The organism is Paenarthrobacter sp. MSM-2-10-13 (assembly GCF_011605365.1).
Taxonomy (GTDB): Bacteria; Actinomycetota; Actinomycetes; order Actinomycetales; family Micrococcaceae; genus Arthrobacter.
In genome coordinates, this window is record NZ_JAAOXO010000002.1 from 377,110 (window position 1) to 403,045 (window position 25,936).

The 25,936-nt window shown below is 62.2% G+C and carries 25 protein-coding genes; 14 read left to right on the forward strand and 11 right to left on the reverse strand.

The window, feature by feature from the left end; translation table 11 throughout:
• Window positions 1-10: 10 nt before the first annotated feature.
• Genes HAV21_RS07585 through HAV21_RS07600 form a run of 4 tightly spaced genes read right to left on the reverse strand, consistent with a single transcriptional unit; the run spans window position 11 to window position 3,534 of the window.
• The gene (locus tag HAV21_RS07585; protein WP_166841248.1) at window positions 11-694 is read right to left on the reverse strand and encodes a response regulator transcription factor; all 684 of its coding nucleotides are present in this window, start codon (window positions 692-694) and stop codon (window positions 11-13) included.
• A 48-nt stretch (window positions 695-742) separates the two neighbouring features.
• Window positions 743-1,981, reverse strand: a complete 1,239-nt coding sequence (locus HAV21_RS07590; RefSeq protein ID WP_166841249.1) for a histidine kinase — start codon at window positions 1,979-1,981, stop codon at window positions 743-745.
• An 11-nt stretch (window positions 1,982-1,992) separates the two neighbouring features.
• Entirely contained in the window at window positions 1,993-2,700 is a 708-nt protein-coding gene (locus HAV21_RS07595) for a tyrosine-protein phosphatase (protein WP_166841250.1), read from the reverse strand.
• Window positions 2,701-2,712: 12 nt separating this feature from the next.
• The gene (locus HAV21_RS07600; RefSeq protein ID WP_035761154.1) at window positions 2,713-3,534 is read right to left on the reverse strand and encodes an HAD-IIA family hydrolase; all 822 of its coding nucleotides are present in this window, start codon (window positions 3,532-3,534) and stop codon (window positions 2,713-2,715) included.
• A gap of 260 nt (window positions 3,535-3,794) precedes the next feature.
• Here HAV21_RS07600 and HAV21_RS07605 point away from each other — a divergent pair, with 260 nt between their 5' ends.
• Together HAV21_RS07605 and HAV21_RS07610 are read left to right on the forward strand one after the other, a co-directional pair.
• Window positions 3,795-5,090, forward strand: coding sequence for a hypothetical protein (locus HAV21_RS07605; protein WP_166841251.1), 1,296 nt, complete (start codon window positions 3,795-3,797; stop codon window positions 5,088-5,090).
• A gap of 83 nt (window positions 5,091-5,173) precedes the next feature.
• The gene (locus HAV21_RS07610) at window positions 5,174-5,845 is read left to right on the forward strand and encodes an RNA methyltransferase (RefSeq protein ID WP_166841375.1); all 672 of its coding nucleotides are present in this window, start codon (window positions 5,174-5,176) and stop codon (window positions 5,843-5,845) included.
• A gap of 35 nt (window positions 5,846-5,880) precedes the next feature.
• Here the strand turns inward: HAV21_RS07610 and HAV21_RS07615 are convergent, their stop codons facing one another.
• Window positions 5,881-7,011: a hypothetical protein gene (locus HAV21_RS07615; protein ID WP_166841252.1), complete on the reverse strand. Its 1,131-nt coding sequence runs from the start codon at window positions 7,009-7,011 to the stop codon at window positions 5,881-5,883.
• Between the two features lie 188 nt (window positions 7,012-7,199).
• Between HAV21_RS07615 and fbaA the strand changes: the two genes are divergently transcribed.
• Window positions 7,200-8,219 (forward strand): class II fructose-bisphosphate aldolase, encoded by a 1,020-nt coding sequence (gene fbaA, locus HAV21_RS07620; protein ID WP_142936822.1) that lies wholly within the window; start codon window positions 7,200-7,202, stop codon window positions 8,217-8,219.
• Window positions 8,219-8,641, forward strand: a complete 423-nt coding sequence (locus tag HAV21_RS07625; RefSeq protein ID WP_142936821.1) for a DUF3151 domain-containing protein — start codon at window positions 8,219-8,221, stop codon at window positions 8,639-8,641. Before fbaA ends, HAV21_RS07625 begins: the two co-directional genes overlap by 1 nt.
• Window positions 8,642-8,714: 73 nt before the next feature.
• Here the strand turns inward: HAV21_RS07625 and HAV21_RS07630 are convergent, their stop codons facing one another.
• The gene (locus tag HAV21_RS07630; protein ID WP_142936820.1) at window positions 8,715-9,347 is read right to left on the reverse strand and encodes a uracil-DNA glycosylase; all 633 of its coding nucleotides are present in this window, start codon (window positions 9,345-9,347) and stop codon (window positions 8,715-8,717) included.
• Window positions 9,348-9,639: 292 nt separating this feature from the next.
• Here HAV21_RS07630 and HAV21_RS07635 point away from each other — a divergent pair, with 292 nt between their 5' ends.
• From HAV21_RS07635 to HAV21_RS07660, 6 genes are all read left to right on the forward strand, one after another.
• The gene (locus HAV21_RS07635) at window positions 9,640-9,825 is read left to right on the forward strand and encodes a hypothetical protein (protein ID WP_187697060.1); all 186 of its coding nucleotides are present in this window, start codon (window positions 9,640-9,642) and stop codon (window positions 9,823-9,825) included.
• Between the two features lie 204 nt (window positions 9,826-10,029).
• Window positions 10,030-11,319 carry an adenylosuccinate synthase gene (locus tag HAV21_RS07640; protein WP_142936819.1) on the forward strand — a complete coding sequence of 430 codons (1,290 nt, stop codon included), beginning with the start codon at window positions 10,030-10,032 and terminating at the stop codon, window positions 11,317-11,319.
• 144 nt (window positions 11,320-11,463) lie between these two features.
• Complete coding sequence (locus tag HAV21_RS07645; protein WP_166841253.1) at window positions 11,464-12,921, forward strand: MFS transporter; 1,458 nt, start codon at window positions 11,464-11,466, stop codon at window positions 12,919-12,921.
• A 10-nt stretch (window positions 12,922-12,931) separates the two neighbouring features.
• Window positions 12,932-13,810 carry an SMP-30/gluconolactonase/LRE family protein gene (locus HAV21_RS07650; protein WP_166841254.1) on the forward strand — a complete coding sequence of 293 codons (879 nt, stop codon included), beginning with the start codon at window positions 12,932-12,934 and terminating at the stop codon, window positions 13,808-13,810.
• A gap of 61 nt (window positions 13,811-13,871) precedes the next feature.
• Window positions 13,872-14,105 carry a DUF6480 family protein gene (locus HAV21_RS07655; protein WP_142936817.1) on the forward strand — a complete coding sequence of 78 codons (234 nt, stop codon included), beginning with the start codon at window positions 13,872-13,874 and terminating at the stop codon, window positions 14,103-14,105.
• A gap of 9 nt (window positions 14,106-14,114) precedes the next feature.
• A complete protein-coding gene (locus tag HAV21_RS07660) occupies window positions 14,115-15,035 on the forward strand; it encodes an NADP-dependent oxidoreductase (RefSeq protein WP_166841255.1) in 921 nt (306 codons plus the stop codon).
• 26 nt (window positions 15,036-15,061) lie between these two features.
• Here HAV21_RS07660 and HAV21_RS07665 read toward each other — a convergent pair whose 3' ends face one another.
• Window positions 15,062-16,810 (reverse strand): FAD-dependent oxidoreductase, encoded by a 1,749-nt coding sequence (locus HAV21_RS07665; protein WP_166841256.1) that lies wholly within the window; start codon window positions 16,808-16,810, stop codon window positions 15,062-15,064.
• 71 nt (window positions 16,811-16,881) lie between these two features.
• On the opposite strand from HAV21_RS07665, the gene HAV21_RS07670 reads away from it, so the two are divergent.
• On the forward strand, window positions 16,882-17,823 hold the full coding sequence (locus HAV21_RS07670) for a LysR family transcriptional regulator (RefSeq protein ID WP_166841257.1): 942 nt from the start codon (window positions 16,882-16,884) through the stop codon (window positions 17,821-17,823).
• Between the two features lie 6 nt (window positions 17,824-17,829).
• On the opposite strand, the gene HAV21_RS07675 is transcribed toward HAV21_RS07670, so the two are convergent.
• The 3 genes from HAV21_RS07675 to HAV21_RS07685 form a co-directional block, all read right to left on the reverse strand.
• Window positions 17,830-18,816, reverse strand: coding sequence for a malate dehydrogenase (locus tag HAV21_RS07675; RefSeq protein ID WP_166841258.1), 987 nt, complete (start codon window positions 18,814-18,816; stop codon window positions 17,830-17,832).
• Between the two features lie 166 nt (window positions 18,817-18,982).
• The gene (locus HAV21_RS07680; RefSeq protein ID WP_166841259.1) at window positions 18,983-20,332 is read right to left on the reverse strand and encodes an MFS transporter; all 1,350 of its coding nucleotides are present in this window, start codon (window positions 20,330-20,332) and stop codon (window positions 18,983-18,985) included.
• A gap of 235 nt (window positions 20,333-20,567) precedes the next feature.
• The gene (locus HAV21_RS07685) at window positions 20,568-21,401 is read right to left on the reverse strand and encodes an alpha/beta hydrolase (RefSeq protein WP_166841260.1); all 834 of its coding nucleotides are present in this window, start codon (window positions 21,399-21,401) and stop codon (window positions 20,568-20,570) included.
• 95 nt (window positions 21,402-21,496) lie between these two features.
• Here HAV21_RS07685 and HAV21_RS07690 point away from each other — a divergent pair, with 95 nt between their 5' ends.
• From HAV21_RS07690 to HAV21_RS07700, 3 genes are all read left to right on the forward strand, one after another.
• Window positions 21,497-22,060: a TetR/AcrR family transcriptional regulator gene (locus HAV21_RS07690; protein ID WP_166841261.1), complete on the forward strand. Its 564-nt coding sequence runs from the start codon at window positions 21,497-21,499 to the stop codon at window positions 22,058-22,060.
• A 44-nt stretch (window positions 22,061-22,104) separates the two neighbouring features.
• Window positions 22,105-23,406 carry a cation:proton antiporter gene (locus HAV21_RS07695; protein ID WP_142936810.1) on the forward strand — a complete coding sequence of 434 codons (1,302 nt, stop codon included), beginning with the start codon at window positions 22,105-22,107 and terminating at the stop codon, window positions 23,404-23,406.
• Window positions 23,407-23,487: 81 nt separating this feature from the next.
• Window positions 23,488-24,630, forward strand: coding sequence for a phosphatase domain-containing protein (locus tag HAV21_RS07700; RefSeq protein ID WP_142936809.1), 1,143 nt, complete (start codon window positions 23,488-23,490; stop codon window positions 24,628-24,630).
• Between the two features lie 87 nt (window positions 24,631-24,717).
• Here the strand turns inward: HAV21_RS07700 and HAV21_RS07705 are convergent, their stop codons facing one another.
• Window positions 24,718-25,812: a LacI family DNA-binding transcriptional regulator gene (locus HAV21_RS07705; RefSeq protein ID WP_166841262.1), complete on the reverse strand. Its 1,095-nt coding sequence runs from the start codon at window positions 25,810-25,812 to the stop codon at window positions 24,718-24,720.
• Window positions 25,813-25,936: the final 124 nt, after the last annotated feature.

A 25,936-nucleotide genomic window follows, 5' to 3' on the forward strand; every position in this document is an offset into this window, starting at 1 on the left:
GTGGTGATCCTCAGGAATCCAGCCTTGACCGCGAACCGGGGCTAAGGTCCACCAGCCCGCCCTCAACGGCCGCAACAAGAATCTGTACCCGGTCCCGCACGCCGAGCTTCTCCATGACGTTCACGAACCGTGCTTTGATGGTGGATTCGGTCACGAAGAGCTCCGCAGCCATCTCGCGGTTACTCATTCCCCGTCCAAGCAGCTGGATTACCTCCAACTCCTTCTTGGTCAGCGCGTCCACGAGCTTGGGGTCCGGAACAACTTCGGCAGGGACGGACTCCGCCAGCCCTGTCACCACATGCCGTGTCACTTTGGAGGACAATACGGACTCACCTGCCATCACATTATGGATGGCGGCGGTAATTTCTTTGGGCAGCGTGTCCTTGACGAGGTAACCCGACGCTCCGGCACGCAGTAAATCCACCACGTAGCGATCGGTGGAGAAGGTGCTCAACCCCAGGATGGCAATTTCCGGGAATTCTGCATGAATTTGCGCTGTTGCAGCCACGCCATCCATGACCGGCATCTGCATATCCATCAGAATCACGTCCGGACGAAGCGCAGCTGCCTGGACCACGGCCACGCGCCCATCAGATGCCTCGCCGACAACCTCGATGGACGGGTCGGACGAGAGATAGTCCCGCAGGATCTCCCGGGCCAACAGCTCATCATCCACCAACAAAACCCGCGTCATACTGATCCCCCAATGTCAGTCACGGAGCCCATCTTCCCACAGATGTGATCATGCATTCGAAGAGGCTAATCCTTCCAACGGGATGGACACCGCGGTGGTCCAGCGCTCCTCGCTAAGGCCCACGTCCATGAACCCGCCAAACACTTCGCAGCGGGCACTCATCGCCTCAAGCCCAGTCCGGGAAGACATGATCGGCTCGGCTTTGGAAACTGTATTCTCCGATGTGAGCTGCACACGATCAGCCCCTACGGCCAACCGCAGGTCCACCACCCCGGACGGGTCCGCGTGTTTAAGCACGTTGGTCCCCATTTCCCGTACCGTCCGGCGAAGCGCCTGGCGCAGGCTGGCCGGGATGCGGGCTACTTCACCTTCGACCACCAAACTAACCTGGAAGCCCGCACGGTCCAGTGCTTCCACAACTCCGTCCAGATCGTGAACCAAGCCAACCGCAGTAGTGGTTTCACCGGACATGGCAGGAGCGTCCAGAAACCCAGCGGTTTGTCCTTCACTGCCCGGTATCTGTGGGAGGCCTCCCGGCTCGTCCCTTTCTTCGTCCTTGAGGAGGGTCACCAGGCTACGCAGATCCTGAAGGGTCTGCTGCGCTGCAGTCCCTATGCCTTCCAGGATTTGGGATGTCTTGGCTGGGTCGTTCACGAACTCGGCGCGCCGCGCCTGCATGGCGATGATGGTCACGTCGTGGGCCACGATGTCATGAAGCTCGTGGGCGAGGCGGGTCCGTTCCTCACTCCGGACTAGCGCCTGTTGCTCCTGCAAATCACGGATATGGTGTGTGCTTTGCTCATAGCGGTGCCGGTAGACGTTGACGCTGCGCCATGCCGCGGCCGCAAGGAAGACCACCAGCGCCAGCAGAACCGCCGGTTGGTCAGCCATCTCCGGAGTTGATATGTACAAACCCAGCAAGACACTGGGCACGAACAGCGAGAAATTGATGGCAAGCTTCCACGGAAGAAGGAAGGAACAGAAGGCCACCACCACCATGGTGGGGAAGATCATGGCCACCACAAGGGACGCGTCCCCGCCCAGCACCGTGATGACGGCCAGAGCCAGACACCAGGCAACAGCGGATTGCACGGCGCCAAGGAGGAGCGCCAGGAGCGGCAGGTACGGGACTACCAGCTCCAACCAGCCCTGGAACGACGAAAGATCGTGCTGTTGCCAGCGGATCCCCAACACCAGGAAAAGTATGGTTGCCAGGACGATAGCCGAGCGAAGAACCCACCCTCCGGGCAGGGGTTTGACGTCAGCGAGCCAGTTCGTCCTACTCATCCACCCAAGTATTACAGAGCCAGCGATTCAACCTCGACGGCGGTAAGTCCCGCCTCACGCAGGAAGCTCCGCGCGTCGCCGAACTCCTGCGCAAAGCCGGCCAGGAAGTGCTGCATGGCAGCTTCCGGGCTCTGCAGGATCATCAGCTCGGGGCTGAAGTACTCTGCCGGTGTTGCGGGAACGCTGAGCCGCCACGTTTCTGCCATAACTTCCAGGACGTCCGGCAAGTTGGCTGTGGTGGCGGCATAATCCGCCACTACCTGGTCCTCGGTTCCACCGGATGCCAGAAGAGCTATCGCTGACACCACGCCGGTCCTGTCCTTTCCCAACGAACAGTGAACCAGCGTGCGCTTGCCACGTGCGACGGGTCGCAGTGCATCGCCCACCCATTCGGGCCGCAGCCGGACCCAGCCCAAATACAAGTCGCCGAGGTCCTCCGCTGTTTCCACGGATTGGAGCGACCCGGCAATGGCGTTCGGGTCCAGCGGGTTATGGATGAGCTCGACGGCGGGCGGGGCCGCGGCGGCACCCGCGCCTCCGTCGTCGTCCTGAACCAGCCATGGAACCAACGATCGCTCAAGCTCACTCCGCAGGTCCACGATTGCCTGGATGCCGTGCTCCGTCAGGAAGCCCGACGTTGCAGCGGCATCCAAGCCGAAAGGCTGGCTACCCCTGAGCATCCGGCCACCGGCTATGGGACGCAGATTGAGTACAGCCATGGTTCTGTCCTCTTAGATTTGGCTCTTCAGGTCGGCCACAGAGTTCAGGATCTGGTTGGGCCGGAACGGGAAGGACACGATTTCTTCGCGCTGCGTGATGCCGCTGAGCACCAAAACCGTGTGCAGGCCCGCTTCCATGCCTGCCACGATGTCCGTGTCCATGCGGTCGCCGATCATGGCCGTGGTCTCGGAATGGGCGTCGATCTGGTTCATGGCGGAGCGGAACATCATGGGGTTCGGCTTGCCCACAATGTAGGGCTCGCGGCCCGTGGCCTTGGTGATCATGGCCGCTATGGCACCGGTGGCCGGCATGGGGCCGTCCTTGGAGGGGCCGGTGGCGTCCGGGTTGGTGGCGATGAAACGGGCGCCGGCCAAGATATGGCGGACGGCCATGGTGATTGCTTCGAACGAGTAGGTGCGGGTCTCGCCGAGCACCACGAAATCGGGATCGGTGTCAGTGAGGATGAACCCGGCCTCGTGAAGGGCAGTTGTAAGACCGGCTTCGCCGATGGTGTAGGCGCGGTTGCCCGAGTCCGAGGACTGGACCTGGTCCTTCAGGAACTGTGCGGTGGCCAGCGCAGAGGTCCAGATGTTTTCCTCAGGGACTTCCAGGCCGGACGCGCGAAGGCGGGCTGCGAGGTCGCGAGGCGTGAAGATGGAGTTGTTGGTCAGAACCAGGAAGCGCTTGGACGTGTCCACCCAGCGCTGGATGAGCTCAGCGGCACCGGGAATCGCCTGGTTTTCGTGAACCAGGACGCCGTCCATGTCCGTGAGCCAGCATTCGATTTCGTGGCCATTCCGGTACACCGATGTGGACGTGGTTTCTTCTGCCATATTTGCCTCCGGCTGGGATTGTTCATGCACTGCCACCCAGTCTTCCATCAATCTGCTGCCCCACCATCCTGAAAGCCCCCTTATGTGGGAAGTTCTGCCCATGTGGATAACTCTTTTGACTTGTGTCGTGCGCGTTGGGCTGGTCTACGCTGGTTGCGGCGCTGGTGTGCCACCACCTTGGGTCGGGGGATCGACATGGTGGATTAGCATGTCGCCGCGCTCCCGCAGGTCCCCACTTACCGCATGTGAAAGGGCCTGTCATGAGCAACAACAACGGAGCACCGCAGCCTCCCTATAACCCGGACGGTGTGCCGCAGCCGCGCTACGAGACCGGCAAGGATCAGTACAGCCAGTACCAGCCGGGCCAGACGCAGCCCATGTACCAACCGGAAGCCCAGACTGAGGCGTTCCCGACGCAACCTGCCGCCACACAGGCATTCCCGGCGCAGCAGCCACAGAACCAGCCCGGGCAACACCCCGACGGCGAGTACGCCGAAACCGTGCACCGCTATCCGCAAGGGCAGCAGGGGCAGCAGGGGCAGCCAGGTTATCCAGGTCAGCCGGGCTTCCCGCCGCCGGGCGGCGGCTACCCGGGCCAGCCGGGATACCCGGGTGGACCTGGTGGATCCGGTGGACCTGGTGGATCCGGCGGACCTGGCGGACCCGGCGGACCTGGTGGATCCGGCGGACCCGGCCAGAACCCGGGCGACCACAACAGGAAGTCGTTGTTCCTCATCCTGGGTGGTGTGGCCGTCGTCGTGATCATTGCCCTGGTGGTGACGTTCACGTGGCTGGTTCCGTCCATGACCAAGCCCACGGCGGTGGATAGTCCGGTGCCGTCGGTGACTTCCTCCGACGAGGCGTCCGAGGCGGCAGCGGAGCCTTCTGCCGAACCTTCCGGCGAAGCCTCCGCTTCCTCTGAAATCCCCGCTGACGCCATCCCCCTGCCTGAAGTTTGGAACGAACTTGCCGGACCCAGCAACGTTCCGGCAGACGGTGATCCGCTGTTCAGCAAGTGGGTCACAGGCGAATCGTCCTTCCAGTACTTGGCCGAGTGGACCCACGACGAGTCGTTCGGCATCACCAAGGACCCCACTACCGGTGAGGAGATCCAGAAGAAAGCACAAGGGACCGTGGAAGCTGACGGGGACGGGATTGCGCTCGCCTACGCGTTCTTCGCTGAGTCAGAAGAAGGCAAGTACGGCAAGGATCCCGCAGAGGTCAAGAAGGCCATCCAGGACATCGAAGCCCGCTTCAAGGGGATGACCGCAAGCGAGCTGCCCCAGAACCTGGTGGGCCATAAGTGCACGGCCGACTTCAAGACCAGCATGCCGGAAATCCGGGAGTTCCGGCGCGGTGCAGCCGTAGTAATTGGCTTCACCTGCACCAATGCCCGCGGCGAAGCGATTCAGGCCGTGAACCTGTTCTCCGTGACACCGTGGGGAACCCCGCAGATGCTCGGCGTCAGCGGGCACAAGGAATACTGGGACGCCCACCCCGGACTCTTTGAGCAGCTGGGCAACTCCTACCGCATCAACAAGTGGAAGATGGTCTAAGGGCCGTCCAACTCCGCGCGCTCAGGCAGGCAACCGGGCAGGGCTAAAGTTGAGGGGTGACTGACCTTCCCCCCAACTCAGCCCTGCCCACGCCTGCCGTGTCTCCTCCGGAGAGCGCACCGGAAGGTGAGGCAGAACCGAAAGCCGAGGTCGGCGTCGGGCCTTGGGAGGGTGAATGGCCGGAAGGCGAGCACTGGGACCCGGACCTGTTGAGGGATGGTGACCGCCGCAACGTGGTGGACCAGTATCGCTACTGGAAGCACGAGGCGATCGTGGCGGATTTGGATTCCAAGCGCCACGATTTCCACATTGCGATCGAGAACTGGCAGCACGACCTCAACATCGGCACAGTGGTGCGAACCGCTAACGCCTTCCTCGCCAAAGAAGTACACATTATTGGTCGACGCCGGTGGAATCGTCGCGGCGCCATGGTCACCGACCGCTACCAGCACGTCCGCCATCACCCCACTGTTGAGGACTTTGTCCAGTGGGCTGAGGCGGAGGGCCTGGCGGTCATCGGCATCGACATCTTCCCGGATTCGGTGCCGCTGGAAACCTACGACCTTCCCAGGAACTGTGTGCTGGTGTTCGGACAGGAAGGCCCGGGGCTGACGCCCGAGGTGCACGATGCCGCCGTCGCCACGCTGTCCATCGAGCAGTTCGGCTCTACCCGCTCCATGAATGCGGCTTCCGCCGCGGCCATTGCCATGCACGCGTGGGTCCGCCAGCACGTGTTCCAGCAGCCCGTCAGCTAGCCGAGCTGTCAGTATCGCCCCGGGCAGCTGCGGTCCTAATTGTCTTTGAGAGTCGCTTTTCCGTCGACGATCTGGATCTCACCTGAGACGCGGGCTTCCCTCACCTCAACATGGGGCTCCCATTTGGGGGTGGCCTCGTTGCCGCGGTTTACTTCGTAGCTAACCGTAGCTTTGCCCTTATCCTCTGACTGGATGTACCAAACGTCCTTGGACAGGGAGAGCGTGAAGGTGGGCTCTTGGTCGATGGTCCACTTAACATTGCGGGTGGGGCGGGACTGGTACAGATTGAATCCGGAACAACCGCTGCTGAACGACTGTGTGGTAGTAGCCGGAGCTGACGCGATGCATGCATCCCGCTTCTTTTGGAGAAGGGCCTTTGTCTCGTCCAGGAGGAGCTGGCTGGGCAGTACCTTCAGGGTTTCGGAAGTGTCGGAAATCCTCCGGTCGATGCTGACCAAGGCTTTCTTCTCTTCAACTGTTGTGTATTTGTCCCCGGATATACCGAGTTTGTACTCACCGGGAAAAGCCGGCAGGAGCAGCTGGGAACCCGTCAATGAGCTTCCTGACTCAGGGGCCGCTACGTCTACGCCGTTAACGGTGAACGTCTTCACTGGGCGGTTGGAACTGAGCCGGATTTTCTGGAAGTTCTTGGCCCCTACCTTCCATTCGCCGTCAGGTGACTTGGTCATCATCAGGATGTTCTCCTGCTTTCGGCCGTTCTGGGTTACCTCGGCCCTGACGTACTCGCCCTTTGACTCAAGGATCCGGAAGCCGTCAATGTGCTGGCCCGCTTCCTTGTAGACGTTGTCCTGCAGGAGAACCGCCTCATTCTCCGGGACACCCGGATCCGATACGCTCAACGCCTTCTTGGCATCCCCGTCTACAAGGGCCTGGAAGTACGTAGTAGCAGCCGTGCCACCGTCTTTAGCCGGCGTAAACAGGAAGACCAGCCCGACTGTGGCGGCCGCCAGGACTACCGCGGCTCCGGCTGCGATGGCAATGATCACCGTACGGCTCAGTGTGCGTTTCGGCTGAGGTGGGAAGGTGCCCGGCTGCTGGTAAGGGCCGTTTGGATGCTGGTAGGCGCCGTAGGCCGGGGGAGGAGGCGGGCCGGATGGGGCCGACATGGGGCGCGGTTCGTTGTTGGCGTTCGAGGGGTTCTCCATCCGAGAAGTATATCCATCGTGTGGATGAATCGGGGTTGCCGTGCTGAACGCCGACTCGGCGGAAGTGTTAAGAGCCCCCAGTGACCCGAAACACGGCGTCCCGGCGGATATCGCTAGGATGGGTGCTAGCCGTAAGCGGTCTACTCCAGGGTTACCAACCCACAGACGAATTCAGCATAGGAGTCACCATGCCCATTGCAACCCCAGAGATTTACTCCGAGATGATCGACCGCGCAAAGGCTGGCGGATTCGCTTTCCCCGCAGTCAACGTCACGTCGTCGCAGACTCTGAACGCTGCGATACGCGGTTTCGCCGAGGCAGAATCCGACGGCATCATCCAGGTTTCCACCGGTGGCGCAGCCTACTGGTCCGGCGCCTCGGTCAAGGACATGGTTGCCGGTTCCCTCGGTTTCGCCGCGTTTGCCCGCGAAGTTGCCAAGAACTACAACGTCAACATCGCCTTGCACACGGACCACTGCCCGCAGGACAAGTTGGCAGACTTCGTCCTCCCGCTGCTTTCCGCTTCGGAGGAAGCAGTCAAGGCCGGCAAGGACCCGATCTTCAACTCGCACATGTGGGACGGCTCGCACGAGACGCTCTCCGAGAACCTTCGCATCGGCCGCGAACTGCTTGAACGCGCTGCGGCCGCGAAGATCATCCTCGAAGTTGAAATCGGCACTGTTGGTGGCGAGGAAGACGGCGTTGAGAACGAAATCAACGAGAAGCTCTACACCACCACCGAAGACGCCCTCGCCACGATTGAGGCCCTCGGAGCCGGCGAAAACGGCCGTTACCTCACAGCCCTGACTTTCGGCAACGTCCACGGCGTGTACAAGCCGGGCAACGTCAAGCTCCGTCCTGAACTGCTCAAGCAGATCCAGTCCGAGGTTGGCGCCAAGATCGGCAAGGAAAACCCGTTCGACCTCGTGTTCCACGGTGGCTCCGGTTCCACCGAGCAGGAAATCGCTGACGCCGTTTCCTACGGCGTGATCAAGATGAACATCGACACCGACACCCAGTACGCGTTCACCCGCCCGGTTGCCGGCCACATGTTCTCCAACTACGACGGCGTGCTGAAGATCGACGGCGAAATGGGCAACAAGAAGACCTATGACCCCCGTGTCTGGGGCGCTTCCGCCGAGGCCGGCATGGCCGCGCGCATCGTCGAAGCCGCCCAGCAGCTCGGATCGGTTGGCAAGACCTTCTAATGTCCGACGAATTCCGGAAGAACCTGATGGGGCCGGAGCCCACGCTCCTGCCCGCCGAATCCGAGATCTACCAGCATCTGGCACTCGGCCACGAAGCACTGGACCTGGTGGCGAAGAACCCCACGTCGTCTCTTCTGTGGGCCATCCTTGCGGAGGAAGCCTGGGCCGAAGGCCGGACCATCGAGTCCTATGCCTACGCCCGCGTTGGCTACCACCGCGGCCTGGATTCCCTGCGCCGCAACGGCTGGCGCGGCGTCGGACCCATCCCGTGGGAGCACGAGCCCAACCAGGGCTTCCTGCGTGCTCTGTACGCGTTGGGCCGGGCAGCGTCGGCAATTGGCGAAGCTGAGGAGCCGGAGCGGATCGAGAAGTTCCTGAACGACTCGGACCCGAAGGCCAAGGCGGCGCTCGAAGCCCGCTAGGGATTCAAGCACATAACAACGGCGACCCTCACCGAAAGGTGGGGGTCGCCGTCGTAAATGCGTTGTGAGGCTGCTACGCCTTGCGGGGAATTCCCGTGCGTGCCATGGCCTCGGCGTAGGCGCCGTGGATGGCATCCAGGTATTCCTGCTGGCGGGCCGGGGTGCCGGCGAAGGAGCGGCCACCGAGCGAGCGGACCTTGAAGGTCTTGAAGCCGCGGCGGGCGATGCTGGCCGGGGCAGCCTTCATGAGCTGATCGGCAAGGCGGTGTGCCTCGTTGCCGTGCGCCACCAACGCGGACGTGCGCGGAAGGAGCTGCAGAAGGCGCAGGAGCGGCTTGAGGCCCTCGGTGATGTTGGCCGGCGTGAGCTTTCCCGGTTCCTCGTTGGGTTCAATCCACGGGTAGGCGTTCCAGGGCATCATGAGCTCGGGACGGAGGCCCAGCTGCCACTGCATGCCGAGCATGCGGGTGGTGGCTTCCTCGTCACCCGGGTTGATGAACCCTTCGCCAGTGTTGGTGCGCTGATTGGAGAAAAGGCTGACGATGCGGCAATCATCCATGCTGTGGGCGGGGTCGATGTAAAGGACCTCACTGCCCGGCTTCTGGACCTTGATGGAGTCGCACAGCTCGTTGACCTCGGCGATGTGCGGTTCGTAGCGGCGGTTCCAGAGGATTTCTTCGGGTGATTCAGTCGCCAGTTCTTGCATCAGGGGTTAGGTCTCCTAGGTGTCACAGCGCACCGTTCCAAGGTGCCGCGGGCATGCCGCAGCCGAACCTCAAAGGGTGCTGTTGGGGGCTAACTAACCTTACCGGACTATGGGCGTGAACGGGGCCCGCTTCGGCGCGCCCTCTGAATGCGGCGCGGCGTGTTGCCTGGAAGTGTGTGCGGCGTCATCACTATTAACCCTAAAGTGCAGTCCAGCCCGAGGAGGCTTTTCTCACGCAGATAATGACTGTGAAACTACCGTCGGGCCAGTCCTGACGGCAGTCCGGACCTTGGTGGCCATCAACGTCAACGTTCAACCGGACAAGAACTGGCCCGGGACCAAACCGGCGGATGTTACGGCAGCGGCGGGGGAGTACAAGGTCTCGGCCATCAGAGTGGGGCTGGTGGACAGTGCCGGCTTGCTGAGCCTGCAACTGGGCAGTTCCTCGGCTGGTCCTGTGGCGCTCGCCGTTCCTTGACTTATCCACAACGGCACCCCAACGCCGGCCAAACACCAGAGAAACTGTTGTCATCGGCTAAACTTGGCTGGTAAGAGCCCCGAAACTCTTGCGCATGCCGTGCCTTTGGTCCGGCTGCACCAGCTACGTCGGGGCATTCTCATGTACGGCGCCTGACTCTGGTGATCCAACCGGAGCAAGCCCGAAAGAATGGGGGAGGATCCCATGCCCGCTATCGTGATCGTCGGAGCCCAGTGGGGCGACGAAGGTAAAGGCAAAGCAACCGATCTGCTCGGTGGCCGTGTTGACTATGTGGTCAAGCCCAACGGCGGTAACAACGCCGGGCACACCGTGGTTGTTGGCGGTGAGAAGTATGAGCTGAAGCTCCTTCCCGCGGGCATCCTGAGCCCCAACGCAGTCCCTATTATCGGCAATGGCTGTGTGGTGAACCTGGAGGCCCTCTTCCAGGAAATCGACGGCCTTGAAGCCCGCGGTGCGGATACGTCCCGCCTCCGTGTTTCGGCCAACGCCCACCTTGTTGCGCCGTACCACCAGGTGCTGGACAAGGTCACTGAGCGCTTCCTTGGCAGCCGGGCAATCGGTACCACCGGGCGCGGCATCGGTCCGGCGTACATGGACAAGGTGGCCCGCCTCGGCATCCGCGTCCAAGACGTCTTTGACGAATCCATCCTCCGCCAGAAGGTGGAAGGCTCGCTGCGCCAGAAGAACGAGCTCCTGGTCAAGGTGTACAACCGCCGCGACATCGTGGTGGACGAGATCGTGGAGTACTTCCTGTCCTTCGCTGAGCGCCTGCGCCCGTTGGTCATCGACAGCACACTGGTCCTCAACAACGCCCTGGATGAGGGCAAGGTTGTGCTCATGGAAGGCGGCCAGGCAACGTTCCTGGACGTTGACCACGGCACCTACCCGTTCGTCACCTCATCCAACCCCACCGCCGGCGGCGCGTCCGTAGGCTCGGGCATTGGTCCCACCCGCATCTCGCGGTCCATCGGCATCATCAAGGCCTACACCACCCGTGTTGGCGCCGGCCCGTTCCCCACGGAACTGTTCGACGACATGGGTGTTTACCTGCAGAAGACCGGCGGCGAGTTCGGCGTGAACACCGGCCGTCCCCGCCGCTGCGGTTGGTACGACGCCGTCCTGGCCCGCCACGCTTCCCGCGTCAACGGTTTCACGGACTACTTCGTCACCAAGCTGGACGTCCTCACGGGCATCGAGCAGATCCCGGTCTGTGTTGCCTACGAGGTTGACGGCGTGCGTCACGACGAGATGCCCATGACGCAGACCGAGTTCCACCACGCAGTCCCCATCTTCGAGTACTTCGACGGCTGGACCGAGGACATCACCACGGCCCGCACCCTGGAGGATCTCCCGGAGAACGCCCGCAACTACGTGCTGGCACTGGAGAAGCTCTCCGGTACGCGCTTCTCGGCCATCGGCGTCGGTCCGGACCGCGACCAGACGATCGTTGTCCACGACCTGATCAACGACTGACTTAGCGCTCGACGACGGCGGGTCACCTTGGTTCCCTACGGAACCACCGGGTGGCCCGCCGTCGAGGTTTGAAGGACTAATTTACTGGGGAGTGAGGTTACGCACCTCGGAAGCAGACCAGTGAAGCAACGCGAAGGGGATCAGGTGAGCATAGCGACTGACGACGGCGTCGGATTCCGCTCCCAACGGGGACCCATCCTGATTGCGCTGATGTTGGCCACGGGCCTGGTAGCGATCGATGCCACCATAGTTGCCACGGCGGTGCCGTCAATCGTGGCGGACATCGGCGGTTTTTCCTCGTTTCCTTGGCTGTTTTCCGCGTATCTGTTGGCGCAGGCAGTGTCCGTGCCCGTGTACGCCAAACTCTCGGACGTCGTAGGCCGAAAGCCAATGATTTTGGGCGGGATTGGCCTGTTCCTGCTTGGCTCGATTCTCTGCGGGCTGGCCTGGAGCATGCCGGCGCTCATTGCGTTCCGTGTGCTCCAGGGGCTTGGGGCCGGCGCGGTCCAGCCCGTTGCTATCACCATTGCGGGCGATATCTATACCTTGGCGGAACGGGCCAAGGTCCAGGGCTATTTGGCGAGTGTCTGGGCGGTTTCTTCCGTTGTGGGACCCACTCTTGGAGGGGTCTTCGCATCTCTGGGAATCTGGCGCTGGATCTTCCTGATCAACATCCCGCTGTGCCTGCTGGCTGGTTGGATGCTCCTGCGTACTTTCCACGAGAACGTGGAGCGGACCAAGCACCGCATTGACTACCTGGGTGCCGGACTGCTGACGATTTCGTTGAGCCTGCTCATCCTCGGAGCCCTTCAGGGTGGTCAAGCGTGGCCTTGGGACTCCGCGATCAGCATCTCGGTTTTTGCCGGCGGAGCGGTGTTGTTCCTTGTGTTTCTCCTGGTGGAAAGGAGGGCCGCTGAACCTGTCCTCCCACCGTGGGTTGTCTCCCGCAGGCTGCTGGCGACCACGGCCATGATCTCTTTCGGCGTTGGTGCCGTCATGCTCGGGCTTACCAGCTACGTCCCAACGTTCCTGGAAGGGTCACTGAAGACCTCACCCCTGCTGGCCGGGCTCGCCTTGGCGGCCTTGACCATTGGCTGGCCCATCAGCGCGTCCCAAGCCGGCAGGTTCTACCTCCGCATCGGCTTTCGGAACACGGCCCTCATCGGCATAGCGATCACAGTGATCGGAGCTGCCGTCCTAGCCCTCACGGCCCCCACCCCCAATATCCTGCTCGTGGCGGCGGCTTGCTTCATCGTCGGGCTCGGGCTTGGGCTGGTGGCAACGCCGAGCCTTATTGCCGCGCAAACCAGTGTTGAATGGAATGAACGCGGCGTAGTCACCGGCACCAACCTCTTTGCACGTTCAATTGGCAGCTCCATTGGTGTGGCCGTTTTCGGTGCCATTGCCAACGCCATCTATGCCAACGGTCCCCATGGTGGCCCGGATCCGCAAACCACCGTGCAAGCCTCATCAGCCGTTTTCCTGGCGGTACTCGTCAGTGCCGCCCTCACTGTAGTGGCGGTTCTGGTGATGCCCGCCGACGGAAAGCTCAGCGCTAAGGAACGGACACGCAAGCCCAGCTCGGAACCTGCGAACGATTAGTCTCGAACCCATGGATGAACTGATCACCGGAACCCTGGAAAAGTTGTTTGAAGGAACCGTCTGGGCTGAGGGCCCACTATGGATTCCGACGTCGCAGACCCTTCGCTGGAGCGATATCCCCAACAACAGGATTCTCGAATTCTCTCCCGGCACCGGCGCGACGCGCGAATACGCCACCGGCGTGGAGTACACCAACGGGCGAACGCTCCACCACGACGGCAGCGTGGTGCAGTGCAGCCACGGCCGCAGGCGCGTCGAGAAGGACCACGACGGCGTGGTGACGCCGATCGTTGATGCGTTCGGTGAGTATCGGCTCAACTCGCCCAACGATGTTGTGGTGGCAGGGGATGGGACGGTCTGGTTTACCGATCCTCCTTACGGAATCCTGCCCGGGACGGTGGAAGGACATGAGGGCGAGCAGGAATACGGCGGTTGCTACGTGTTCCGCTTCGACCCCGCCAGGGACGAACTGACTCCTGTGGTCACTGATTTGGTGCATCCCAACGGCCTCGCGTTCTCCCCGGATGAATCGCTTCTCTACGTTGCGGACACGGCGGGCCCTGGCCACGGAGTACCGTTCCGCATTGCCGTCTACCCGGTGGTGGGTGGCTCGTGCGGGACGGGCAGCACGTTCGTTGAGCTCGAAGACGACGCGGCCTCGGACGGATTCCGCGTAGACGTCGAGGGGCGGGTATGGACGTCAGCGGGCTCGTCAGTTCGTGTCTACGCCCCCAGCGGTGCGCTGCTGGCCGCCGTCGAGGTTCCTGAAACGGTTTCCAATCTCTGCTTTGGAGGGGCCGACGGTGCAGATCTCTACATCACGGCCACCACGGCCCTGTACCGGCTGCGTACTTCCACGAGGGACGCACACCTACACACTGACCGCTAGGCTTGCCCGGCTCCGCCCGATACCCTGAACACAGCACCAGCACTGCGATCGAGGAGTGAATGTGTCCGGAAGCAACCCCGACCCGTATGAGGACAAGATCACCGGCTTGGAGCCTGGCGGGGGAGTGCCCCCTGGCGAAACACCTCCCGGCGAATCTTCAACAGCCGGCCCCCAAGGCCACGACGAAGGCGGCCCCAGGAAAGGTACGCAGGTCCTGTGGCTGGGAGCCATCGGTGCCGGTGTGCTGCTCACTCTCCTGTTTTTCATCGGCTACATCGTGGGTTTCTTCGACTAGGAGGCGGGCATGAAGGCGATTACTTACCAGCGATATGGAAGCCCGGAAGTCCTTGAACTAACGGACCAGCCCATGCCCAAGGTCGGGCCGGGCATGGTGCTGGTTAAAGTGAAGGCCACCTCGGTCAATCCCGTGGACTGGAAGATCATGGCCGGGTACTTGGACTCGTTCATGGACCTCCAATTCCCGGCGATCCCCGGCTGGGACGTAGCCGGCGTTGTCGAAGCTGTCGGTATTGATGCTCCGCACTTCAAACCTGGTGACGAAGTGATTTCCTACGGCCGTAAGGACTACGTCCACGGGGGAAGCTTTGCAGAGTACATTGCCCTCCCCGAGCGGCTGCTCGCCCGAAAGCCACAATCCTTGGAATGGAATGAGTCTGCCGGGCTCCCCTTGGCCGGACTTACAGCCCTTCAGGTCCTTAACCGGTTGGGTCTGACGTCGGGAGAGACTGTGCTGATCCACGGCGGCTCCGGCGGAGTGGGCTCACTGGGTATTCAGATCGCCGTCGCGCGCGGCGCCAAGGTGATCGCCACGGCGTCGGAAAAGAACCATGACTTCCTGCGGTCCCTGGGCGCTGAGGCCGTTGCCTACGGTGACGGACTTGCCGAAAAGGTGAAGGCGTTGCGTCCCGAAGGCGTGGAGGTGGTGGCCGACTTCGTGGGTGGCAATCTTGACACAACCTTGGAGGTCCTGGCCGGGAACGGCCGGCACGCCTCCATCGCCGACAGCGAGGTGGAAGCCCACGGCGGTACTTGGATGTGGGTCAATCCCGTGGGAGCTGAGCTGCAGCAGCTCGCTGACTTGGTGGACGAGCACAAGATCCGGGTGGAGGTGGCGCAAGCCCTTCCATTGGCTAAGGCAGCTGATGCTTTCCGGCTCAACATGGAAGGGCATACGCGCGGGAAGATAGTGGTCACAGTTCCCTAACCCCAAGTTCCGCCCAATCAGGCTTCTTACTCCACGAGCTTACCGGCGACCGAATCGTCCGCGTTGGCCTCGGCGAGCGCCCGGAAGGAATCCGGAGCCGGAGGCAGGCTTTCGAAACTGACGCCCTCATCTGTGGACCAGACAAAGTTCCCCTGCAGCGCGGGATCTGCCGTTGGGTAGTCAGCCCGGTTGTGGGCTCCGCGGGTTTCGCGGCGTTCGAGCGCGCACTCAAGGGTGGCTCGTGCTGCCAGCAGGGAGCCGAGGAGGTCATAGGCGTGGGCCAGATCATCGAAGCCTGCGATGTCCGGGTGGGCTGTGACCAGTTGGGCACGTTCCTCCAAGGCGGTCAATTTCTCCAGTCCTCGTTCCAGTCCTTGTTCCGTGCGCACAACTCCGGCGTGTTCGGTCATGAGGTTTCGTAGTTCACGCTGCAGCCTGCGGGCGGACTCTGTTCCACGTTCGCCGAGCAGTGTCTGCATTTCCCCGCGGGCTATTCCGATCGCCCCGGGATCCCGGACAATATGGGTGCGCGAATGAACGTAGTGGGCCACGTGTTCGCCGGTGATACGACCGTAGACGAGCAACTCAATCAATGAATTGCCGCCGAGACGGTTGGCGCCGTGAAGCCCGGAGGATGCCTCACCGATTGCATAAAGGCCGTTCACTCCCGTTCCGTGGTCCTCCGGTGCAACCCACACCCCGCCCATCGAGTAATGAGCGGTGGGCGCAATTTCGATTTTGGTGGTGGTGATGTCCAGCATCTGCAGGTCGATCATGGTGCGGTAGACCCGGGGCAGCTTTTCCATGATGGTTTCCCGAGGCAGGTGGGAGACATCCAGGTAGACGCCGCCCTTCTCGGTCCCGCGACCTTCGGCCACCTCCGTGAATGCGGCCAGCGCAACCCGGTCACGGGTGGACAGTTCCATGCGCTCGGGATCGTAGCGTTCCATAAAGCGCTCGCCCAGAGCGTTGGTGAGGATGCCTCCCTCTCCGCGCGCCGCCTCGGAGACCAAGGTGCCGGCGGCGTCGTCTGGCTCCAAGAGGCCGGAAGGGTGGAACTGGACCAGCTCGGCGTCGCGGATCCTGGCTCCGGCCAGCGCAGCCAGGCGGAAGGAATCCCCGGTGTTCTCATCGCGTCGGGAAGAGGTGTGACGCCAGATGCGTGTGTGCCCGCCCGCGGCCAGGATGACCGCATCAGCGTGGATCTGCACGGGGGTACCGTCTACGACGTCGAATCCGTAGGCTCCAAAGACGGTGCCGTCGGCAACAAGCAACCTCGTGATGTAGACGGTGTCGATGATGGGGACGTTCAACTCTGCCGCCCGGCGCATCAGGGTGCGCTGGATTTCCAACCCGGTGTAGTCCCCGGCGTAGGCGGTACGCCGATACTTGTGGGCGCCAAAGAATCGCTGGGAAATTCGTCCATCCGCCTCCCGGGCGAACGGCATACCCCACCGTTCAAGGTCCTCGATACCTCGTGCCGCGTTGCGGGCTACGGTCTCCACGATTGAGGGATCGGCTAGGAAGTAGGACTCCCGCAAGGTATCAGCGGCGTGCTGCTGCCAGCTGTCCTCAGGGTCCATGGTGCCCAGCGCGGCGTTGATGCCCCCGGCGGCCAGGCTCGTGTGGGCGTCGTGTTTGCGACGCTTACCCACCGCCAACACCTGGACCCCGCGCTGGGCGAGTTCAATGGAAGCGCGCAGACCGGCGCCTCCGGTGCCGATAACGAGCACCGAAGTGGACAAAAGTCGTTCTGGAGTGGTGTTGAGGTTCATGACTATCACGCTAAATGGCCGTACGTCATGTATCCAATGAATTATTTGAGTCACCACGATGCATTTATGCTATGAGAATGAAGCTAGAGCAGTTACGCTCCTTCGAGGCCATCGCCCGAGTGGGGCACTTCACACGCGCGGCGGAGCAGTTGTATCTTGCGCAACCTTCTCTTAGCCGGCAGATCGCAGCACTTGAGGCCGATCTTGGAATGGCCCTGTTCCATCGCGGACCCTCGGGAGCAACTCTGACGACTGCGGGAGAGCTCCTCCTGCCCATAGCCCGGCGCATGCTTGGAGACGCAGAGACTGCGCGGGAGCAGATGAACGAGCTAGCGGGATTGCGGCGGGGCCGCATTCGCCTGGGCGCCCCACCTACCCTGTGCGTCTCACTGGTGGCCGATGTGCTGGCCGCCTTCCGAAGTGCGCACCCCGGAGTCGAACTGCACATCACCGAAGGCGGTTCGCGATTCCTGGTTGATGCCCTGAACGAAAGCGCGCTGGACCTGGCCTTGGTGGTAACCCGTGGATCGGATCCCGCCGTGCACGGCACGGAATTGATTCCGCTGCTGACCGAGGAGCTGGTGGTTGTGTCGGCCGCTGGATCTGCGCAGCGCGAAGAGCTCACCCTGGAAGAACTGGCGAACATTCCGCAGGTGGCCTTCAACAGAAGTTATGACCTGAGGGTGGCCACCGAGGCGGCCTTTTCCGCCAGAGGCTTGGAACCGCTGATCGCCGTCGAAGGCGCGGAAATGGACGCCGTGCTGCGGTTCGTGGAACGGGGACTGGGCGTGGCGGTGGTGCCGGCAATGGTTGTCATCGGCCGGCCTGGGCTGCGTAGTGCCCGTTTGGTCAACCCGTCGCTGACACGGACCGTCAACCTGGCCCGGCGCAACGACATCGCTCCTTCGGCAGCCACGGCAGCAATGCAGGAGTTTATCTTCACTACGGTGGACCGGCTTGCCGCGCCAGGAACTGAGCTTGCACGCCTGGTCACGCCAACTCAGCGCCGCTGACCTATGTCAGATCAAGCCAAGTTCAGCCACGGCAGCCCGCTCGTCCAAAAGCTCACTGGCTGTGGCATCCATCTTCCCGCGGCTGAAGTCGTTCACTTCCAGTCCTTGAACAATTTCCCAGTTTCCGTCCGAAGTCGTCACCGGGTATGAGTAAATAAGTCCCTCGGGCACCCCATATGAACCGTCGGATGCTACGGCCATGGATACCCAATCGTCCTCGGGTGTGCCAAGGAGCCAATCCCGGGCTGCGTCCACGGTGGCTGAAGCTGCCGATGCCGCAGAAGAGGCGCCCCGGGCGTCGATGATCGCTGCTCCTCGCTGGGCAACCGTGGGGATGAAGTGGTTCTCAATCCAGTCCTGATCGTTCACCACCTCGGCCGCGTTCCGGCCAGCGACTTCGGCATGGAAGATGTCCGGATACTGTGTTGCGGAGTGATTGCCCCACACGGTCATCTTGCGGATGTCCCCCACCCGGGCGCCGGTCTTCCTGGCGAGCTGTCCAAGGGCGCGGTTGTGATCCAACCGGGTCAGCGCGCTGAACCGTTCTGCGGGGATGTCCGGGGCGTTGGTCATGGCAATCAAAGCGTTGGTGTTGGCCGGATTTCCCGTTACACCGATCCGGACGTCGTCGGCCGCGACCCTGTTGAGGGCCTGGCCTTGCGCGGTGAAAATCGCACCATTGGCACTGAGTAGCTCGCCGCGTTCCATGCCCTTGGTCCGCGGCCGTGCGCCAACGAGGAGGGCCAGATTCACGGCGTCGAAAATATGGTCGGCGTCGTCGCCGATCTCCACCGAGTCCAGGGTGGGAAAAGCGCAATCGTCCAGCTCCATCACAACACCCTCAAGTGCCTTTAACGCGGGGGTGATCTCCAGGAGCCTGAGTTGCACCTGAGTATCGGGACCGAACAAGGCACCACTGGCGATCCGGAAGAGGAGGCTGTAGCCGATCTGGCCAGCTGCGCCGGTCACAGCGATCTTGATGGGCGTTCTCACGTGTGGTTCTCCTTGCTGATCTGACGTATCCGATGGACTTTGCAAGCTGTAAGTCATCGTGCCAGAGATCACCCGGCCGCGCGAGATCGCGGGACCCATGCGAAATCGCCGGAAGTTTGCCATGGATCTGGCAGCTTTCCGGCGATTTCGGTGTAAGGGCGGGGCGCTAGCGGGTTTCGAGGTCCTCGAGCGATGTGCCCCTGGTGTCCGAGGACAGAAGGGTTGCCACGGCTGCGACGAGGCAGATGCCGAGCGTGGTCAGGCCGATGACCAGCGGGATGTTCGCTGAGCCCGGGGGAGCGATCGCCGTGAAGAGGCTGGGGAAGAAGGAAGCGATCATGAGGCCGATGTTTTGGGAGACCGCGAAGCCAGTGACCCTCATCCGCATGGGGAACTGTTCCTGGAAGAACGTGGCAAAGGTAGCGTTCCACATCTGGAAGAGGATGCCCTGAACGATCACGACGCAGACGAACACCAAGGGCAGGCTGCGCTGTTCGATAGCCCACAGGTATCCCATGGTCAGCAAACCACCGGCCATGCCGCCCGCAACCATCAGGGAACGCCGGCCTATTTTGTCCGAAAGGGCGCCGAACAGCGGGATGGTCAGTACTGCGGCCACGTTGGCGGCCATAGTCACCCAGAGGAACTCGCTGCTGGAGAATCCGATGCCGTAACCCTTTTGGGTGGCGAAGGAGACACCGAAGATGAGGGTGGCCATGCCGATCACATTGGTGAAGGTCATGATGACGCAACGGACCAGAACCCAGGGGTGGGTGCGCAGGAGGTCAACCAAGGGGAAGCGTCGTTTGGCGGTGGCGTCTTCGGACTGCGCCAGGTAGGCGGGAGGCTCTTCAACGCGGCGGCGGATGACGTAGCCTGCGATGATTACCACGGCGCTGAGCAGGAACGGCAAACGCCAACCCCATGAGTGGAACTGTTCGTCAGGGAGGAGTGCAGCGAGCGGAATCAGCACCGCTGTGGCCAGAATGGATCCCACCTGCGTACCCTGCAGGCTGAAGCTGGCGAAGAAGCCGCGCTTCGCGTCGGGGGAGTGCTCCACGATCATCGCACTGGCGCCACCGAGTTCACCGGCGACGGCGAATCCCTGGATCAGGCGCAGGATCACCAGAAGGACGGGGGCCAGGAGGCCCACCTGTCCGTACGTGGGCAGGAGACCGACGGCGAATGTAGCGAAGCCCATGAGCAGCATCGCGAAAACGAGCACCTTCTTGCGCCCGTGCCTGTCACCGTAGGCGCCCAGGATCACGGCGCCGAGCGGACGGGAAACGTACCCCACGGCGTAGGTGGCCAGCGACGCGATGATGCCGACGGTGGGATTCTCCGTGGGGAAGAAGATGGTGGGAAACAGAAGTGTGGCTGCCAGCGAATACAGGGCGAAGTCGTAGTACTCCAGCGCGCTTCCGATCCACCCGCTCATGGCGGCCTTCTTCGGATCTTTCCGGCCGGTGGCTTCGCCCTGGGTTGAAGGGACGTCCCTCCCGTGCATCACGGTCATTGCAGCTGAACTCCTATGTCGTCGTTGGCAAGGAACAAGAGCTCTTCCCGTCCAGGACTGAACTGTTTGGTGCTCATTCAGCGTGAGGAAGGTTACTTCTTGAATCGATTCATAAAGCATAGGACGTGACCTGCGCTACGTCAACGCACGACGGCGGCAGCTCACCTTCGGCTCGTTAGGAACCAAGGCGAGCTGCCGCCGTCGAACGTGTTTTCCGCCGTAGGCGGTTACGTGGCTACTTCGCCAGGAAGCGGAGCAGGACCTCGTTGATTTCGGCGCCATGCGTCCAGAGCATGCCGTGCGGTGCGTCTTCGATTTCCACGTACTCGGCCGAAGGGAGGCGCTTGGTGAATTCGCGTCCCGTTGCATCGATTGGCAGGATGCGGTCGTCGGTGCCGTGGACGATCAGTGAAGGGACGGTGACCTTCTCAATGTCGGAGCGGAAGTCGGTGAGCCAGGAATCCACCACTGCGAAGGACGCGTACCAGGACGAGCCTGCGGCCACATTCCAGGAATTCTTCAGGGCTTCTTCGCTGAGGCGGTTGCCCAGGAAGTTATCGGTGTTGAAGAAGTCGTTGTAGAAGTTGGTGAACCAGGCGTAGCGGTCCTCGATGGCGGCGTTGCGGATGCCGTCGAAGACTGATGACGGAACGCCGGTGGGGTTGTCGTCAGTCTGGAGGAGGAAGGGTTCGAGGGAGGCCAGGAATGCGGCCTTGGCGATGCGGGCTTCACCGTAGGTGCCGAGGTAGCGTCCTACCTCGCCGGTGCCCATCGAGAAACCTACCAGCACGGCGTCCTGAAGGTCCAAGGTTTCAAGCACGGTGTTCAGATCTGCTGCGAACGTGTCGTAGTCGTAGCCGGTGGTCGGCTTGCTGGATTTGCCGAAGCCGCGGCGGTCGTAGGTGATCACACGGTATCCGGCGTTGAGGAGGGCTGCGGTCTGCTTCTCCCAGGAGCCGCCGTCCAAGGGGTAGCCGTGGATGAGGACTACGGGCTGACCTGTTCCGTGGTCTTCGTAGTAGAGCTCAATGTCCGTGGTGTTCTCGGTGCCAACCTTGATGAAGCCCATGATTTGTCCCTTTTCTCGAAGCGGAGAACGATCGTTCTCCCTTGGTGTTTTCCATAGTAGAGAACGTTCGTTCTCAATGCAAGTAGAATGGGTACATGAATTCTTCCGAGGTTCGAGAACGCATCGTTGCCACCGCCGACGGGCTCTATAACGCCAAGGGAATCCAGGCCGTCGGGATGGACGAACTCCGCTCGGCGGCAGGAGTGTCGTTAAAGAAGCTCTACGGGGAATTTCCCTCAAAGAGCAGCATCATCATGGCCGTGCTGGAGCATCGGCATCAGTCCTGGACCGAAGGGCTGGACGCCACGGTGCAACAAGCCGGGACGCCCAAAACGCGGCTCCTCGCCATTTTTGACTACCTTGCGGGATGGTTTTGCCAGGACTCGTTCCGGGGGTGCGGCTTCATCAACAGCTTTGCTGAACTCGGTGCCATCAGCCCCGAGGTGGCCGAATATGCACGGAAACACAAGGAATCATTCCAAGAGTATGTTGCACGCCTGGCGGTAGAAGCCGGCGCCCCACCGTATTTGGCGCCCCAGCTCGCCATTCTCGCCGAGGGCGCCCAGACCACGGCGGCCATCGCGGGGACATCCGATGCCGCGGGGCAGGCGCGTCAAGCGGCCGAAGTTCTGATCGACGCAGCGCTGACTTCCAACTAGGCTTCTGAGACGAGTCGAACGGCTCGTCAGGAAGTAGACCATTCGTGTTTGAAGTCCCCAGCATCTTGTTCCTCTCGGCAGGCTTTGCGGTGTTGGCCGCCGCTGTCCTGCCAAAATTGTTGCGCCACATGCCTCTCTCAATGCCCATGGTCTTCCTGGGTAGCGGCATTCTGGCATTCACCTTGCTTCCTGATTTGCCGGACCCGGACCCTATTCTCCATGCGGACTTCGCGATGCATTTGACGGAAGTGTGCGTCATCATTTCACTCATGGGCGCGGGACTGGCCCTGGACAGGCCCTTCCATTGGCGGGGTTGGTCCACTACCTGGCGCTTGCTGGGGATCGTCATGCCATTGTGCATTCTTGCGATGACGCTGATGGGCTTGTGGGTGTTGGGGCTGGGTCTGGCCGCCGCCATCCTCGTTGGGGCCGCGATTGCACCCACTGACCCGGTGTTGGCCTCCGAGGTCCAAGTAGGAAAACCCGCAGACACGGAAGAGGACCCGGATGAGGATGAGGTCCGCTTCGCCTTGACCTCAGAGGCGGGTTTGAATGATGGCCTGGCCTTCCCGTTTGTATATCTGGCCATCCTCATCAGCTTGGTGGGGGCATCTCCCAGCGCATGGTTGGGGGAGTGGGTTGGCCTGGATGTTCTGTGGCGAATAGCTGTTGGCGTGCTGCTCGGTTTCGGTACCGGCAAACTCCTCAGCCTGATCTTCTTTGCCGCCAAAGGAAAGAGCTTCCGGCTATCGGATCACTCTGAAGGTTTCGTGGCGCTCGCGGCCACCTTCCTGGCTTACGGCGTGGCCGAATTGGTGGAAGGCTACGGGTTCGTCGCCGTCTTCATCTGTGCCGTGACTATCCGTTCCGCTGAACGCCACCACTCGTACCACCAGGTGCTGCACGGTTATGTTGAGCAGCTCGAGCGCCTCATGACTGTGGTGATCCTGGTGCTCCTTGGAGGCGCCATTGCCCGCGGTCTCTTGGATGGGATCGGGTGGACGGAGGTGCTGGTAGCTTTGGTGTTCCTTTTGTTGGTCCGTCCGTTGGCAGGATGGCTCGGGTTGATGGGTGGCAAGACCGGGCCACGGGAACGCCTGGCCATCTCCTACTTCGGCATCCGCGGGATCGGCTCACTGTATTACGTGGGATACGCGCTGACCCATGGGAACTTCGACGCCGAGTCGGAGAAGCTTTGGGCCTTTATTGCGCTGGTGGTGGCGCTGTCCATCGTGGTGCACGGGGCCACCACTGCACCGCTGATGAACCGGCTGGATCGGCTGCGGCTGGCCGCGGCTCGCGAGCAGCATGGCGACGAAGGCCGGGCGCCGACAACCGCTGTTTAGCGTGCGAACGTGTGACCGGCGCCCACTTCACAGTGGACGGGCTCACTGCGGAAGGAGACCGGGCCATGGAAGACTGGTGGCATGTCTCCCCGTCCCATGAAACCGCGCCCCCAGTCCGACGCCGTTGACAATGATGGCCCCAGGCCGCTGAGTAAAGGGCGCCGTCACCTCGCTATGAGGCTCGACGACGCGTGGCTTGGTTTTCAGACGCGCCTCGCCATCCGGCGTGGCCGGGTGGAAACCGTCATCCCTTACACCGGGTACGGGAGCACGTCCTGGGTGCGGGTCCTTGCGCGGGTTGTCCGCAGTGACCCCCGGGACGCCGCGGGTCACGCCCGTCCATTGCAGGAAAGCATGCGCGGGTGGCGCAACTTCACCAGTGCGCCCGTGGCAAATGCTCGTGTGAACGTGACCATTGCCGGCACGGTTTTCGATGTGAAGGCTGACCGCGGCGGAGTGGTGGATGCGCGTATTCCAGTAGCCCTGGACGCCGGGTGGCACACCATCACCCTTCAGTCGGGGGAATCCGAAACCGTAGAGGCTCCTGTGGAGATCGTCGCGGATGATGCAGAGTTCGGCGTGGTATCTGACATCGACGACACCGTGATGGTCACGGCACTGCCGCGTCCTTTCCTGGCAGCGTGGAACACTTTTGTCCTCAACGAGCACGCCAGAACCCCCACGCCGGGCATGGCGGTGTTGTACGAACGGATTGCCCGGACGGCGCCTTCGGCTCCAGTGCTGTATCTGTCCACCGGGGCCTGGAACGTAGCACCGACGCTGTCCAGATTCCTGTCCCGCAATCTGTACCCCGCCGGGCCCAAGCTTTTGACCGACTGGGGTCCCACTCCTGACCGTTGGTTCCGCAGCGGGCAAGAGCACAAACGGACCTCGTTGGAACGCCTCGCGGAGGAATTCCCCAACATCAAGTGGCTGTTGGTGGGCGACGACGGCCAGCACGACGAAGCGATTTACTCCGAGTTCGCCCACCGTCATCCCGCCAATGTCAGGGCCATCGCCATCCGCCAACTCTCGGCCGGTGAAGCGGTGCTGGCGGGTGGTCGCTCCAAGTCAGGCGGCCAACCAACCCCCGGGGTTCCTTGGATCTACGCGCCGGATGGGGCGGGAATGTCTGCCAGGCTCGAAGAGCTGGGCGTCATCCGGAACGAGGTCCGCTCCGCCGACGATCCAGAGGAAGGCGACGTTCAAGCAGCCTCGGAGTAGTCACTACGCGACGTCGACAAACGTCGAAGCGGGCCCAAACTACCGGCGATCCGGCAGGATTCCAGCGATCTCGGCGCCGTTACCCTCTTAGCCGCCGGCCTGGCTGAGTACGTCCGCCTCTCTGGGTGCTCCGACGGATCCCCGGTGGATCAAGGTGGCCACCAACTCGCGAGCAGGCGCTGACGATCTCCTGCCCTCAATTTGCCGGATCAATGCCGAAGCGGCTGCAATTCCCATGTCGTAGACGGGCTGTGCGATCACGGTGAGCGGGGGAGTGGTGAGGCGCGTCCACGCGAAATCGTCGTACATGAGGAATGAGACGTCGTCCGGGATGGCAAGCCCGGATTCCTGGATAGCTTCCACCACGCTCAGGGCGATCAGGCCGTCCGAGGCGATGATCGCTGTGGCTGCGTCCGGCCCACTAAGAAGCTGGCGGGTGATCTCCTTGGTGGATTCGGCGTCTCCGGCGTTGAGCCGAACCAGGTCTGCCGGGAAGCTGAGACCCTGGTCGTCGAAGGCTCGGCGGATCCCGTCAAGACGGTCCGAGATCTGCGAGGAGTCCAAAGCCATCCCGTCCTGGTAGGGTCGGTCTGCCTTGAGGGTGGAAACGAAAGCGATGCGCCGGTGTCCGGCCTCGATCAAGTACTTGGTGGATTCATAGGAGATGCCGCCCATGTCCACGGCGAAGGTCTCAACGTCCAGACCTTCGGCTCCACGGTCCAACAAAACAAGTGGACGACCGGAATCGCGGACCTGCCGCAAATGCGAGGTCTCCACGGACGATGCAGGCGCCACAATGAGCCCGTCCACCCGTTTGTCCAGCAGCACGCGGACGGCGTCCACTTCGGCCTCCCGTTCCTCGTCCGTGTTGATGAGGATGACGTTGTAGCCGCTTTTCTTTGCGGTGTCCGTGATTCCCCGCATCGCGAGCCCGAAGTGGGGGTTTTCGATATCGCCCACCACAACGCCAATGGTGTTCGATTTGCCCGTGTTCATGCTGCGCGCCAGCTCGTTGGGCCGGTACTCGAGCTTTTCGGCCGCGGCCAGGACGCGCTCGCGGACGTCGTCGCTGACCGCCCCGTAGTTGCCCAGTGCGCGGGCTGCTTGGGCCTTGGACACTTGCGCGGCCTTGGCGACGTCGGCAACCGTTACGTCCCGCCGTCGGGATCCTTCAGTGCTCATGTTCACCTTTCACGTGGGGTGTTGACGCGGCTTTGTGACTTCCGCTACATTCTAATCAATCGATGTGAGTCCGGTCTCAATCCTAGGGTCTGAGACCGGACTCAACAAGACTCCGCATCGAGCA

Bases quoted from the DNA above. Each gene is read 5' to 3' on its own strand.
- HAV21_RS07585 (WP_166841248.1), bottom strand. From the start codon at position 694: ATGACGCGGGTTTTGTTGGTGGATGATGAGCTGTTGGCCCGGGAGATC.
- HAV21_RS07590 (WP_166841249.1), bottom strand. From the start codon at position 1,981: ATGAGTAGGACGAACTGGCTCGCTGACGTCAAACCCCTGCCCGGAGGG.
- HAV21_RS07595 (WP_166841250.1), bottom strand. From the start codon at position 2,700: ATGGCTGTACTCAATCTGCGTCCCATAGCCGGTGGCCGGATGCTCAGG.
- HAV21_RS07600 (WP_035761154.1), bottom strand. From the start codon at position 3,534: ATGGCAGAAGAAACCACGTCCACATCGGTGTACCGGAATGGCCACGAA.
- HAV21_RS07605 (WP_166841251.1), top strand. From the start codon at position 3,795: ATGAGCAACAACAACGGAGCACCGCAGCCTCCCTATAACCCGGACGGT.
- HAV21_RS07615 (WP_166841252.1), bottom strand. From the start codon at position 7,011: ATGGAGAACCCCTCGAACGCCAACAACGAACCGCGCCCCATGTCGGCC.
- fbaA (WP_142936822.1), top strand. From the start codon at position 7,200: ATGCCCATTGCAACCCCAGAGATTTACTCCGAGATGATCGACCGCGCA.
- HAV21_RS07625 (WP_142936821.1), top strand. From the start codon at position 8,219: ATGTCCGACGAATTCCGGAAGAACCTGATGGGGCCGGAGCCCACGCTC.
- HAV21_RS07630 (WP_142936820.1), bottom strand. From the start codon at position 9,347: ATGCAAGAACTGGCGACTGAATCACCCGAAGAAATCCTCTGGAACCGC.
- HAV21_RS07640 (WP_142936819.1), top strand. From the start codon at position 10,030: ATGCCCGCTATCGTGATCGTCGGAGCCCAGTGGGGCGACGAAGGTAAA.
- HAV21_RS07650 (WP_166841254.1), top strand. From the start codon at position 12,932: ATGGATGAACTGATCACCGGAACCCTGGAAAAGTTGTTTGAAGGAACC.
- HAV21_RS07660 (WP_166841255.1), top strand. From the start codon at position 14,115: ATGAAGGCGATTACTTACCAGCGATATGGAAGCCCGGAAGTCCTTGAA.
- HAV21_RS07665 (WP_166841256.1), bottom strand. From the start codon at position 16,810: ATGAACCTCAACACCACTCCAGAACGACTTTTGTCCACTTCGGTGCTC.
- HAV21_RS07670 (WP_166841257.1), top strand. From the start codon at position 16,882: ATGAGAATGAAGCTAGAGCAGTTACGCTCCTTCGAGGCCATCGCCCGA.
- HAV21_RS07680 (WP_166841259.1), bottom strand. From the start codon at position 20,332: ATGACCGTGATGCACGGGAGGGACGTCCCTTCAACCCAGGGCGAAGCC.
- HAV21_RS07685 (WP_166841260.1), bottom strand. From the start codon at position 21,401: ATGGGCTTCATCAAGGTTGGCACCGAGAACACCACGGACATTGAGCTC.
- HAV21_RS07690 (WP_166841261.1), top strand. From the start codon at position 21,497: ATGAATTCTTCCGAGGTTCGAGAACGCATCGTTGCCACCGCCGACGGG.
- HAV21_RS07700 (WP_142936809.1), top strand. From the start codon at position 23,488: ATGTCTCCCCGTCCCATGAAACCGCGCCCCCAGTCCGACGCCGTTGAC.
- HAV21_RS07705 (WP_166841262.1), bottom strand. From the start codon at position 25,812: ATGAGCACTGAAGGATCCCGACGGCGGGACGTAACGGTTGCCGACGTC.